The organism is Streptomyces sp. NPDC042259 (genome assembly GCF_055582085.1).
Genome location: NZ_JBVJDW010000003.1, coordinates 542688 through 555531 on the forward strand (window position 1 = coordinate 542688; position 12844 = coordinate 555531).

Here is a 12844-nt window from a genome sequence, read left to right on the forward strand (position 1 = left end):
CCCGGGGCGGCCGGAAAGCGTGGCGGGAGCAGCCCCGACACGCCTTTACACTTCTGTAGACGAGGAACATCCCGGGTCGTTCCGGGCGGGAAGACGAACAGAGAGTACGCCGCAGGCATGTCAGCAGGCACACCTACCACCGTGGTCCGTCAGGGCCGGCGCCGCGCGAACGGAGCGCTGGAGGGCGAGGTCCTCACGGCGCTGCAGCGGGCCGAGGCCCCGCTGACCCCCCGCGAGGTCCAGGGCCGGCTCGCGGGCGAGCTGACGTACAGCACGGTGGTGACGATCCTGTCCCGGCTGCACGCCAAGGAGGTGCTCACCCGCACCCCGCGCGGCCGGGCCTACGCCTACGCCCCCGTCACCGACGACTGCGGGCTGGCCGCCCGCCGGATGCACAAGGTCCTCGACGGCCGGCCGGACCGGGAGGCCGTGCTGACCCGCTTCGTCACCGGACTGACCCCCATGGACGAGGCTCTGCTGCGCCGGCTGCTGGCGTCCGGCGCGCACTGACGCCTGGGCCTGTCCGGCGGATCATGCGGGCGGGCGCCGCGGCCCGTGGCGTCCGCACCACCGCTGCACGGTGGTGTCCTCAAGCGCCGGACGGGCTGCTGTGCTGTGTCCTCAAGCGCCGGACGGGCTGATTTCAGCCCGCTGGGGGTCCCCCCAGCGGTAGCTGGGGGAGCTTGAGGACGCGCCCGCAGGGCGCCCGCCGCCGCAGGCGGCCACGACGGCCCGTAGCCGAAGATCCGCGTCACGCCCACAGCCAGACGCGGCGGTTGCGGGCCACCGTGTGGATGCGGGCCACCCGGTCCGGGTGCAGGGTGCCGCCCAGCGTGCCGAGGCCGGGGATCTCCCGCTCCCGCAGGATCCGTACGTCCTCCGGCGCGGTCGGCACGTCCACGCTCCTGGCTCCGACGACCACCAGCACCGGCCGCACCCGCACCGGGAACCCGCAGCCACGGGTCAGCACCAGCGTCGAGCGGTCCGCGTCCCGCCGCGCCACACGGACCAGGGCGTCGTCGACGACGACCGTCCGTCGGCGGGCCTGCTTCACCCCGACGCTGAAGACGCCGCCGGGGCCGATCAGCAGATGGGCGATGATCGCGTCGCCCGGCAGGACGAGGGAGTGCACCACTTCCCAGCCGCCCGCCGTCAGCTCGTCCAGCGCGGCGCCGACGAGCTGCTCACCGGCCAGCGCCGTGCGCCACTCGTCCTCCACGGGCCTGCGGCCGAGGAGGCGAGCGAGGGCGAGCCGGGCCCGGCCGGTGCCGGACGCGTCGAGCCGCGCGCGGAGCGTCTCCCCCGGGCGGTTCGGGGCGAGATCGTCATCGGGCGGCAGGAACAGCCGCTCCGGGTCGTAGCTCTTGCCGTCCCCGGTCCTCTTCGCGCCCGGCCGCTCGCGCACTCCTACCACCCCCACCCGCCATACTGCCGCAGAAGCGCGGGAACCAACCCAATTTCCCGTCCGTTGAACCGACCGAGGCCCCGCGACGTCCCCCCGATCGCGGGGCCTCGCCAATTGCCCGCCCCCGAAACGGCGAGCGCGGACGGCGGCCCGCCGCCCCCTCTTCGGACGCATTGCGGCCGACACTTCCCGCCGGTGCTTTACATCATCAACTGCCGAACCAATTATCCCTTTTGTCGCATTTGACGTGAAGGGATGGGCAGTGAAAGCAGTAGCCCTGTACGGAATCCTCGGGTCCTTGGTCCTCACCGGGCTCACCACACCCGCCGACGGCGCCACCCACGCCCTCCCACCGGAGGGCCGGGCCGAGGCGCGCGGCGTGGCCCTCGCGGCCGAGCGCGCCGCCGCCGAGGGCATCACCTTCGGCGCCTGCCCCGCCGTCGAACAACTCCCGGCGCCGGTGCGGTGCGGCACGGTCTCCGTCCCGCTGGACTACGCCCGCCCCGACGGCAAACGCATCCGCCTCACCGTCAGCCACGTCCCCGCGACCGGCACCGCCGCCCAGCGCCAGGGCGCCCTGGTCTACAACCCGGGCGGCCCGGGCAGCTCCGGCATGTGGTTCCCGCTGCTCGCCGGGCTCGCCCAGTGGCACGCGACCTCCCGGGCCTACGACTTCGTCGGATACGCGCCGCGTGGCGTCGCCCGCTCGTCGCCGCTGTCCTGCATGGACCCGAAACGGTTCGCCAAGGCCCCCACCGCGTCACCGAAACACCCCTCCGCCGCGTACAAGAAGAAGCGGGTGGCCCAGGCCCGGGCCTACGCAAGGGCGTGCGCCCACAAGGCGGGCAGCGGCCTGCGGCACTTCACCAGCCTCAACAACGCCCGCGACCTCGACGTGCTGCGCGCCGCGCTCGGCGAGAAGCGGCTCTCCTACATGGGGGCGTCGTACGGCACGTACTTCGGCGCCCTGTACGCCACGCTGTTCCCAGGGCACGTGCGCCGCATGGTCTTCGACAGCGTGGTCGACCCCCGTACCACCCAGGTCTGGTACCGCAACAACCTCGACCAGTCCGCCGCCTTCGAGACCCGCTGGGCCGACTGGCGGCGCTGGGCCGCCCGGCACGACGACGTCTACCACCTGGGCCACACCGCACGTCAGGTGCTGGCCTCCTACGACAAGGCGCGGGCACGGCTCGCCCGGCGCCCGGCGGGCGGGACGGTCGGCCCCGGGCAGCTGCAGTCGGCGTTCCTCAAGACCGGCTACGCCGACAATTTCTGGGCGCGGACGGCCAACGCCCTGTCCGCGTACCTGCGCGGCGACGACCAGCCGCTGCGCGTGCTCGCCGCACCCGACCCCGCGGCCGCGCGCGCCGAGGAGAACAGCAACGCCGTCTACACCTCCGTGGAGTGCAACGACGCGCCCTGGCCCCGCTCCTGGGCGGTCTGGGACCGGGACAACACCCGGCTCGCCCGCCGGGCACCCTTCGAGACGTGGGACAACGCCTGGATGAACCTGCCGTGCGCGTTCTGGCAGGCGCCACGGCAGCGGCCGCTGCCCATCCGGGTGGCCAAGGGCGCGCTGCCGCCCACGCTGCTGCTGGCCGCCGAGCGGGACGCGGCCACGCCGTACCGGGGAGCGCTGGAACTCCAGCGCAGACTGCCGGGCTCGGCGCTGGTCACCGAGCGCGGCGCGGGCACGCACGGCATCGCGGGCGGCCCGAACGCGTGCGTCAACCGCCACGCCGAGCGCTATCTGCTCACCGGTGCGGTCCCCGCGCGCCGCACGTTCTGCGCCCCCCGCGCGGAGCCCCGGCCGACGACCGGCACGACACGCGCCTGACGGCGCCGCCCGGGCCGTGTCCGGCGGATCTTCGGCTACCGGCCGGCTGTGCCGCCTCTCGCCTGGCCGGCGGACCCTTCGGCTGCGGGCCGTCTTCGCCGCCTGCGGCGGCTGAGCGCCCTGCGGGCGCGTCCTCAATCGCCGGACGGGCTGCATTTGCAGCCCGTCCGGCGATTGAGGACACCGCCGTGCAGCGGCCGGACAGACCTAGGCCAGGCCCGCGACCAGTTCCGACACGGCCCGGCGGCGACCGGTGTAGAACGGCACCTCTTCGCGGACGTGCATACGGGCCTCCGACGCCCGCAGGTGGCGCATGAGGTCGACGATGCGGTACAGCTCGTCGGCCTCGAAGGCCAGGATCCACTCGTAGTCGCCGAGCGAGAAGGAGGCGACGGTGTTGGCGCGCACGTCCGGGTAGCCGCGCGCCATCTTGCCGTGGTCCGCGAGCATGCGGCGGCGGTCCTCGTCGGGCAGCAGGTACCAGTCGTAACTGCGCACGAAGGGGTAGACGCTGACGTAGTCGCGCGGCGTCTCGTCCGCGAGGAACGCCGGGATGTGCGACTTGTTGAACTCGGCAGGGCGGTGCAGCGCCATGTTCGACCACACCGGCTCCAGCGCGCGGCCGAGCTTCGTGCGGCGGAAGAGGTTGTACGCGTCCTGGAGAGCGTCCGAGGTCTCCGAGTGCCACCAGATCATCACATCGGCATCGGCCCGCAGCCCCGAAAGGTCGTACGTGCCGCGCACGGTGACGTCCTTCTCGGCGAGCTGGGCGAACAGCTCCTCCACCTCGTCGGCGTAGCCCGCCCGGTCCTGAGGCAGGACGTCACGCAGCTTGAACACCGACCAGAGGGTGTAGCGGATGACCTCGTTGAGGTCCTTGGCCTTCTTGCCGGCGTTCGGGGTCTTCTGAGGGGCGTCAGTCATGTCCCTATTCTCCCCCGCGGTCTCCGGCGCCCGGCGCCAGGGTCCCGAGGACCTCGTCGGCGGCCCGGTGACCGCCGGCGACGCAGGCGGGGATGCCCACCCCGTCGTAGGCGGCACCGCAGACCCGCAGGCCGGGCAGGCTCGCGACGTGCCCGCGGATCCGGGCGACCCGGTCGAGATGGCCCACCGGGTACTGCGGCAGTCCGCCGTGCCAGCGGGTGACGAGGCTGTCGACCGGCGTCGCGGCGAGGCCCACCGCGTCCCCGAGGTCCTTGAGCGACATCGACACCAGTTCGTGGTCCTCGCGCCGCAGATCGTCCTCGTCGCCGAACCGCCCGATCGAGGTACGCAGGACGAACAAGTCCGGGTCGGCGTCCGCGTTCCACCGCCACTTGTTGCCGGAGAAGGTGGAGGCCTTGATCGTGCGGCCGTCGACGGGCGGCACCAGGAAGCCGCTGCCGGACAGGATGCCCGCCACGTCCGAGCGGCGGAACGCCATGGTGACCAGGGCCATGGAGGCGTACTCGACGGCGGCCAGCTCGGCGGCGGCCGGGTGGCAGACCTCCCCGAGCAGCCGGGCCGCGTCGTGCGTGGGGGTGGCGAGGACGACGGCGTCCGCCGTGACCGTCTCCGTCTCCAGCTCGATCCGCCAGCCGTCGGCGGTGCGGCGCACGGCCGTCACCGGGGTGCCGAGGCGGATCTCCCCGCCCGCCGCGCGCAGGGCGTCCGCGACGGCGAGGGGCAGCCGCCCGACGCCACCGGCGATGCCCATGAAGACCGGCCGGTCCGTGCCGTTCCCGGCCCGCTCCGTCCCGCCGTCCTCCAGCTCCCGGCCCGCTCCGCCGGCTCCGGCCCCGCCGTCCCGCTCGCGGGCGGCCCGCGCCTGGACGGCCCGTACGCCTTCGGCCAGCGAGCGGTGCGTACGCGCCGCCTCGAAGAGCTGCGGGACGGCCGCCCGCATGGAGATCCGGTAGGCGTCGCCCGCGTAGACGCCACCCAGCAGTGGTTCGACGAGCCGGTCCACGACCTCGCGGCCCATCCGCTGCGCCACGTAGGCGCCGACGGCGACGTCCTCGCCGGTCTCGGTGTGCGGGAGTTCCTCGTCCCGGGCGATCCGGGCGAGTCCCTCGTCGGAGAGCACCCCGGAGGCGGCCAGCGGGGCGAGGGTGCCGGGCACGCCCATCAGGTGGCCCTTGGGCATGGGGCGCAGGCCGCCGCGTGTCCACAGCGCCGCCGTCGCGACGGCCGGCGGCTGGAGCCGGTCGGCGAGGCCGACCGCGCGGGCCAGCTCGACGGCCTCGGGCCGCCGCGCCAGCATCGCTTCGGCTCCCAGGTCCACCGGCATGCCCGCGATCTCGCCCGCCAGGAGCTTGCCGCCGAGCCGGCCCGAGGCCTCCAGGAGCGTGACCTTCACGCCGCCCTCCGCCAGCCGGTGGGCCGCCGCCAGCCCCGAGATCCCGCCACCGATGACGACCACATGGTTCGTACGCGTGTCCACTGCGCTCATGGGCCCACTCTCTCAGACGCCGCCGCCCGTCCCCGGGGTCCCCCGGGGCCCCGCCCGTACGGCCATTGACAGGGCTCGGCGGCCCGCCGAGACTCGTCACCGGCCGATCATGAACGAGCGTTCACCGGGCGAACACGTGCGGTGCCGCGCGTGGACACGACGTCGACCGCCGACCGCCCGACCGCTGATGGAGAAGCCATGAACGACCGCATCCGCGACGTCTACATCGTCGACGCCGTCCGCACCCCCGTCGGCAAGTACGGCGGTGCCCTCGCCGGCGTCCGCCCCGACGACCTCGCCGCGCACGTCCTGCGGTCCCTCGTCGGACGGGTCCCCGACCTCGATCCGGCCAGGATCGACGACGTCGTCCTCGGCAACGCCAACGGGGCCGGGGAGGAGAACCGCGACGTCGCGCGGATGGCCGTGCTGCTCGCGGGGCTGCCGGTGACCGTGCCCGGCGCGAGCGTCAACCGGCTGTGCGCCTCCGGTCTGGAGGCGGTCGTGCAGGCGTACCGGGCCGTCGCCCTCGGCGACGCGTCGGTGGTCGTCGCGGGCGGTGTCGAGTCGATGAGCCGCGCCCCCTGGGTGGTGCCCAAGCCCGAGCGGGCCTTCCCGGCCGGTGACCAGCGGATGTACTCGACCACCCTCGGCTGGCGGATGACCAACACGGCCATGGACCCGCGGTGGACGGTCCCGCTCGGCGAGGGCGCCGAACTGATCGCGGACAAGCACGGCATCACCCGGGAGCAGCAGGACGCGTTCGCGCTCGCCAGCCACCGGAAGGCGGCGCGGGCGTGGCGGGAGGGCGCGTACGACGCGGAGGTGGTGCCCCTGCCCGGCGTCGGCCTGGCGCGCGACGAGACCATCCGCGACGACACGTCGGCCGAGGCCCTGGCCCGGCTGAAGCCCGCCTTCCGTACGGAGGGCGGCACGGTCACGGCGGGCAACTCCTCGCCGTTGAACGACGGTGCCGCCGCGCTGCTGCTCGTGGACGACGAGGGGCTGCGGCTGACCGGCCGCGAGCCGCTGGCCCGGGTACGGGCCTCGGCCGTCACCGGCATCGAACCGGACCTGTTCGGCCTCGGTCCGGTCGAGGCGGTACGGCGGGCGCTGGCCAAGGCGGGCCGCGGTTTCGGCGACGTGACCCACTTCGAACTCAACGAGGCGTTCGCGGCCCAGGCCCTGGGCTGCTTCGCCGCATGGCCGGACCTCGATCCCGGAATCGTCAACGCCCGGGGCGGCGCGATCGCGATCGGCCACCCGCTGGGCTGCTCGGGCGCCCGCCTGGCGGGCTCGATCGCCCACCAGCTCGCGGCGGCGGGTTCCGGCACGGGGCTGGCGGCGCTGTGCGTGGGTGTCGGGCAGGGGCAGGCGCTGGTCCTCGAACGCTGACCGGCGGCCACCGCGCGCATCGTCTTCCCCCGCCGGGGCGAACGCCCCGGTCCCCCGTAGCGTGGGGGTGACGGACGGCGAGAGGACGGGACGCGATGACGGTGCGACGACTGGTGATCGTCGGAGGGGACGCGGCGGGCATGTCCGCGGCCGCACAGGCCCGCAGGCTCAAGGGCCCGGACGAGCTGGAGATCACGGCGTTCGAGCGGGGTCACTTCACCTCGTACTCGGCCTGCGGCATCCCGTACTGGGCCGGTGGCGTGGTCGACGGGCCGGACGCGCTCATCGCCCGCACCCCCGAGGAGCACCGCCGGCGCGGCATCGACCTGCGGACGCGTACGGAGGTGACGGAGCTGGACGTGGCCGGGCAGCGGGTGCGGGCCCGAGATCTGGAGTCCGGCACGGACCGCTGGCACGGCTTCGACGCGCTCGTGCTGGCGACGGGCGCCCGCCCGGTCCGGCCGCCGATCGAGGGCATCGACGCGCGCGGCGTGTACGGGGTGCAGACCCTCGACGACGGCCGGGCGCTCCTCGACGGGCTCACGAAGCTCGACCCGGCGGACGGGCGCCCCGCGGTCGTGATCGGCGCCGGGTACATCGGGGTGGAGATGGCGGAGGCCCTGAGCCACCGCGGCTTCGAGGTCACGGTGATCGAGCGGGCCGGGCAGCCGATGGGCACGCTGGACCCGGACATGGGCGCCCTGGTCCGGGAGGCGATGGACGCGATGGGCATCGAGGTGGTGACGGGGACGGAGGTCACCTCGGTCGTCACCGGGCCGGACGGTGCCGTCACGGCGGTCGCCGCCGGGGGACGGGAGTTCCCCGCCGAGGTCGTGGTGCTGGGGCTGGGGGTGCGCCCCGAGACGACCCTGGCCCGGGCGGCGGGACTGCCGCTCGGCGATGCGGGCGGCCTGCTGACCGATCAGGCGATGCGGGTGCGCGGCCACGAGAACATCTGGGCGGGCGGTGACTGTGTGGAGGTCTGGGACCTGCCGGCCGGCCGCACCCGGCACATCGCGCTGGGCACGCACGCCAACAAGCACGGCCAGGTGATCGGGACGAACATCGGCGGCGGCTACGCCACGTTCCCGGGCGTGGTCGGCACGGCCGTGAGCAAGGTGTGTGACCTGGAGATCGCCCGCACGGGCCTGCTGGAGGCCCAGGCCACGGCGGCCGGGCTGCGGTTCGTGGCCGTCACCGTCGAGTCGACGAGCCGCGCCGGGTACTACCCGGGCGCCCGCCCGATGACGGTGAAGATGCTCGCCGAGCGCCGCACGGGCCGGCTGCTCGGCGTCCAGATCGTCGGCCGGGAGGGCGCGGCGAAGCGGGTGGACGTCGCGGCGGTTGCACTGACGGCCCGGATGACGGTGGAACAGATGACGGCGCTGGACCTGGGCTACGCCCCGCCGTTCTCCCCGGTGTGGGACCCGGTACTCGTCGCGGCCCGCAAGGCGGCCGCGGCGGTGGCCGAAGGCCCTTGATCGCCTGGCCCCTCCGGGGAGGGCCGCCGCAAGCGCCGGACGGGCTGGATGTGGCCGAGTTCAGCCACATCCAGCCCGTCCGGCGTTTGAGGACGCGCCCGCAGGGCGCTCGCCGCCGCAGGCGGCAAGACCGGCCGCGGCCGAAGATCCGCCGGCCAGGCCCTAGCGGGCCGTCCGCTCGTGGACGTACTCCACCAGGCGGGTCAGCGCGTCCGGATCGGTCGTGGGGAGCACCCCGTGACCGAGGTTGAAGACGTGGCCTTCCAGCTTCTCGGCCGCGTCCAGAACCTCGCGGGCCTTCGCCTCGACCGCCTCGGGGCCGGCGAAGAGGACGGCCGGGTCGAGATTGCCCTGGAGGGCCTTGCCGGGGCCGACGCGGCGCGCGGCCTCGTCCATGGGGATGCGCCAGTCGACACCGACGACGTCCGCGCCGGCCTCGCCCATGAGGCCGAGGAGTTCGCCCGTGCCGACGCCGAAGTGGATGCGCGGCACGCCGTAGCCGGCGACGGCGTCGAAGACCTTGGCCGAGGCGGGCATGACGGAGCGGCGGTAGTCGGCCGGGGCCAGGGCGCCGACCCAGGAGTCGAAGAGCTGCACGGCCGAGGCGCCCGCCTCGATCTGCACCTTCAGGAAGGCGGCGGTGATGTCCGCGAGCCGGTCGAGGAGATCGGCCCACAGCTCCGGGTCGCCGTACATGAGCGCCTTGGTGTGCTCGTGGTTGCGCGACGGGCCGCCCTCGACGAGGTAGCTGGCCAGCGTGAAGGGGGCGCCGGCGAAACCGATGAGCGGGGTGGTGCCCAGCTCGGCGGTGAGCATGCCGATGGCCTCGGTCACGTACGGCACGTCGTCCGCGTCGAGCGGGCGCAGCCGCTCCAGGTCGGCGCGGCTGCGGATCGGCTGGGCCACGACCGGGCCGACACCGGGCTTGATGTCGAGGTCGATGCCGATGGCCTTGAGCGGGACGACGATGTCGCTGAAGAAGATCGCGGCGTCGACGTTGTGGCGGCGCACGGGCTGGAGGGTGATCTCGGTGACGAGGTCGGGGCGCATGCAGGACTCCAGCATGGCGGTGCCCTCGCGGACCTTGCGGTACTCGGGAAGGGAGCGTCCCGCCTGTCGCATGAACCAGACCGGGGTGTGCGGTACGGGTTCGCGTCGGCACGCCCGCAGGAACGCCGAGTCGTGCGCCGCGGTGCGGCCGGTCTGAAGCTGGCTGCGCTCACTCATGCCCCAAATCTTCGCACGGGCCGAACGAGTGACCCGCCCGTGTGGGTGTCCTACCCGGAAGAGCGGCCTCTTCCGCCTAGTCTTCCGGGCATGGCTGCGGCGCAGGGACACCTCTCGGACGGTCCGGACGACGCGGACGGGGAGGGCTCCCCGTCCGTCTTCCGGCAGGCGGTCGCCGGGCTGCAAGGAGTGCGCCTGCGGCCGGAGATCGAACTCGACGCCACACCACCCCCCCAGCGGCTCGCGCCCTTCTCGTACGCGCTGGAGGCGGCGGTCGTCGTGGACGACGAGGAGCTGGCGGACGGGCGGCTGATCCTGCTGCACGATCCGGCGGGGCACGACGCCTGGGGCGGTACGTTCCGGATGGTGACGCTCGTGCACGCCGACCTGGAGCCGGAGATGGCGGCGGACCCGCTGCTGCCGGAGGTCTGCTGGTCCTGGCTGACGGGTGCGCTGGAGGCCCGCCGGGTGCCGTACGGCGCGCCGAGCGGCACGGTGACCCGGGCCGGGTCGCACTACTTCGGGGGGCTCGCGGAGCGGGAGCCCTCGACACGGATCGAGATCCGGGCGTCGTGGTCACCGACCGACACCGGCGGTCCGGGCGGTGTGCCGCAGCCGCCGGACACCGCGGCGCACCTCGCGGCCTGGTGCGATCTGCTCTGCCAGATCGCGGGACTGCCGCCGGGCGGGCCGCCGGACGCGGGGGTCGTGACGCTTCCGCAGCGGCGTGGTCCGCAGAGTCGCTGATCGGTCAGCCATCCGAATTGCCCGAATTGTTACTCATCAATTCGTGATCATTCCCTAAAGCCGGGACGGTTGGGTGCCGAAGAGGCTTATGACCCTTCCCATACGGATCGCCCCGGCTTAGCCCCAAGTCGGCACCGTCACCGCCACTCCCCCTGGAGGCCTGGTGTCCGTTCTTCTCGAGCAACCTGCGAGCCTCGCCTATCGACCGACCAAGCCGACGGCCATGGTCGTCGTCGCCGACCCCCGTGTCCGTTCCACCGTCACCCGTCATCTGTGGGCCCTGGGCGTGCGGGATGTGATCGAGGCCTCGTCCATCGCCGAAGCCCGCCCCAGAGTCGGCAGCCCGCGTGACATCTGCGTGGCCGACGTCCACCTCCCCGACGGTTCCGGCCTCACCCTGCTCTCCGAGACCCGCGCGGCGGGCTGGCCCAACGGCCTCGCCCTGTCCGCCGCGGACGACATCGGCGCCGTGCGCAACGCCCTCGCGGGCGGCGTCAAGGGCTACGTCGTCACCGGCACCCGCACCAATCTCGGCCTCCCCGGCCGTCCCGGCGCCGCCCCCATCGGCTCCGCCGCCGCGGCCCGAATGCACCGCCGCCCACCCGGCGCCCCCGGTCACCCGGGCGGCTACCGCGAGCTGTCCGGGCGCGAGGTGGAGGTCCTGCGACTGGTGGCGGAGGGTCAGTCCAACAAGGCGATCGGCGTCTCGATGGGGCTGTCCGCCCTCACCGTCAAGAGCCACCTCGCCCGTATCGCGCGCAAGCTCGGCACCGGCGACCGGGCCGGAATGGTGGCCGTCGCACTGCGCACCGGCATCATCCACTGACCCCGCCACCGGCCCCGCGAAAACACACCACGCCCGTCGACGGAACGTTCCGTCGACGGGCGCTTGCCATACACAGATACCCTTGACCGGTGACCGACGCCCAAGAGACCGCAGAAGACACGACACTGCGAACCACCGGGGGCGCTCCCCCGGACGACGTCGATTCGGCGCCGATCCCCTTGCTGGAACCACGCGAAGGCATCCCGCCGGTCGTCGCTGACAACGATGCCCTGGCCGAGGTCGTCGCGGCGTTCGCCGCAGGCACGGGGCCCGTCGCCGTCGACGCCGAGCGCGCCTCCGGCTACCGCTACGGCCAGCGCGCCTACCTCGTCCAGCTGCGCCGCGAGGGCGCCGGCTCCGCGCTGATCGACCCGGTCGGCTGCCCCGACCTCTCCTCCCTCGGCGAGGCCGTCGCCGACGCCGAGTGGGTGCTGCACGCCGCCACCCAGGACCTGCCCTGTCTGCGCGAGATAGGGATGACGCCGTCGCGGCTCTTCGACACGGAGCTGGCGGGACGGCTCGCCGGGTTCGCGCGCGTGGGCCTCGGCGCCATGGTCGAGAACGTCCTCGGCTACGCCCTGGAGAAGGGCCACTCCGCCGTGGACTGGTCCACCCGCCCGCTGCCCGACCCGTGGCTGCGCTACGCGGCGCTCGACGTCGAGCTGCTCGTGGACCTGCGCGACGCGCTGGAGGAGGAGCTGGACAGGCAGGGCAAGCTGGACTGGGCCCGCCAGGAGTTCGCGGCCATCGCCGCGGCCCCGCCCGCCCCGCCCCGCAAGGACCCCTGGCGCCGCACGTCCGGCATGCACAAGGTGCGCCGGCGCCGGCAGATGGCCGTGGTCCGCGAGCTGTGGACCGCGCGCGACCAGATCGCGCAGCGCCGTGACGTCTCGCCGGGCAAGGTGCTCAGCGACGGCGCGATCATCGAGGCCGCCCTCAACGTGCCGCCGAACGCCCAGGCACTCGCGGCCCTGACCGGCTTCGGCCACCGGATGAGCCGCAAGCAGCTCGAACAGTGGCAGGCCGCCGTCGACCGCGCCAAGGCGATCCCCGACGCGGAACTGCCGCAGCCCGGCCAGCCCCTGACGGGCCCGCCGCCGCCGCGCGCGTGGGCGGACAAGGACCCGGTCGCCGCGGCACGGCTGTCGACGGCCCGCGCGGCGGTCTCGGCCCTGGCCGAGCGGCTGACCATGCCGCAGGAGAACCTGATCACTCCGGACACGGTCCGCCGGCTGTGCTGGGAGCCCCCGCAGGACCCGACGCCGGAGTCCGTGGCCGAGATCCTCGCCGCGCATGGCGCCCGCGCATGGCAGATCGAACAGGTCACCCCTGTGCTGGTGGCGGCCCTGACCACACCGGTGGCCTAGGGCCGGCCTCAGCCCAATCAGCCCGTCCGGCGTTTGAGGACTACCGCCGCGCAGCGGTGGTGCCGACGCCTCCGGCGGTTGTTCGGCCGCCGGCCGTCCGTGCCGCCTGCGGCGGCGAGCGCCCTGCG

11 protein-coding genes are annotated in these 12844 nt (G+C 74.1%); 7 read left to right on the forward strand and 4 right to left on the reverse strand.

Annotation, left to right across the window (positions count from 1 at the left end):
- Positions 1–117: 117 nt before the first annotated feature.
- Positions 118–510, forward strand: coding sequence for a BlaI/MecI/CopY family transcriptional regulator (locus ACZ6MA_RS11255; RefSeq protein WP_469432896.1), 393 nt, complete (start codon positions 118–120; stop codon positions 508–510).
- A 241-nt stretch (positions 511–751) separates the two neighbouring features.
- On the opposite strand, the gene ACZ6MA_RS11260 is transcribed toward ACZ6MA_RS11255, so the two are convergent.
- Entirely contained in the window at positions 752–1405 is a 654-nt protein-coding gene (locus tag ACZ6MA_RS11260; protein ID WP_469432897.1) for a nuclease-related domain-containing protein, read from the reverse strand.
- A gap of 262 nt (positions 1406–1667) precedes the next feature.
- On the opposite strand from ACZ6MA_RS11260, the gene ACZ6MA_RS11265 reads away from it, so the two are divergent.
- The gene (locus ACZ6MA_RS11265; RefSeq protein WP_469432899.1) at positions 1668–3245 is read left to right on the forward strand and encodes an alpha/beta hydrolase; all 1578 of its coding nucleotides are present in this window, start codon (positions 1668–1670) and stop codon (positions 3243–3245) included.
- 207 nt (positions 3246–3452) lie between these two features.
- Here the strand turns inward: ACZ6MA_RS11265 and hemQ are convergent, their stop codons facing one another.
- The gene (gene hemQ, locus ACZ6MA_RS11270) at positions 3453–4169 is read right to left on the reverse strand and encodes a hydrogen peroxide-dependent heme synthase (RefSeq protein ID WP_398051467.1); all 717 of its coding nucleotides are present in this window, start codon (positions 4167–4169) and stop codon (positions 3453–3455) included.
- Positions 4170–4173: 4 nt separating this feature from the next.
- Positions 4174–5676, reverse strand: coding sequence for a protoporphyrinogen oxidase (hemG, locus tag ACZ6MA_RS11275; protein WP_469432902.1), 1503 nt, complete (start codon positions 5674–5676; stop codon positions 4174–4176).
- 198 nt (positions 5677–5874) lie between these two features.
- Between hemG and ACZ6MA_RS11280 the strand changes: the two genes are divergently transcribed.
- Positions 5875–7068, forward strand: coding sequence for a thiolase family protein (locus tag ACZ6MA_RS11280; protein WP_469432903.1), 1194 nt, complete (start codon positions 5875–5877; stop codon positions 7066–7068).
- A 95-nt stretch (positions 7069–7163) separates the two neighbouring features.
- The gene (locus ACZ6MA_RS11285; RefSeq protein ID WP_469432905.1) at positions 7164–8549 is read left to right on the forward strand and encodes an FAD-dependent oxidoreductase; all 1386 of its coding nucleotides are present in this window, start codon (positions 7164–7166) and stop codon (positions 8547–8549) included.
- 162 nt (positions 8550–8711) lie between these two features.
- On the opposite strand, the gene hemE is transcribed toward ACZ6MA_RS11285, so the two are convergent.
- A complete protein-coding gene (gene hemE, locus ACZ6MA_RS11290; RefSeq protein WP_469432907.1) occupies positions 8712–9776 on the reverse strand; it encodes a uroporphyrinogen decarboxylase in 1065 nt (354 codons plus the stop codon).
- A 90-nt stretch (positions 9777–9866) separates the two neighbouring features.
- Here hemE and ACZ6MA_RS11295 point away from each other — a divergent pair, with 90 nt between their 5' ends.
- The 3 genes from ACZ6MA_RS11295 to ACZ6MA_RS11305 all read left to right on the forward strand — a co-directional run bounded on the left by ACZ6MA_RS11295 (position 9867) and on the right by ACZ6MA_RS11305 (position 12716).
- Positions 9867–10523: a DUF3000 domain-containing protein gene (locus ACZ6MA_RS11295; RefSeq protein ID WP_469432909.1), complete on the forward strand. Its 657-nt coding sequence runs from the start codon at positions 9867–9869 to the stop codon at positions 10521–10523.
- A 163-nt stretch (positions 10524–10686) separates the two neighbouring features.
- Positions 10687–11349 carry a response regulator transcription factor gene (locus ACZ6MA_RS11300; protein ID WP_130881701.1) on the forward strand — a complete coding sequence of 221 codons (663 nt, stop codon included), beginning with the start codon at positions 10687–10689 and terminating at the stop codon, positions 11347–11349.
- Between the two features lie 89 nt (positions 11350–11438).
- Positions 11439–12716, forward strand: a complete 1278-nt coding sequence (locus ACZ6MA_RS11305) for an HRDC domain-containing protein (protein ID WP_469432910.1) — start codon at positions 11439–11441, stop codon at positions 12714–12716.
- Positions 12717–12844 lie beyond the last annotated feature (128 nt).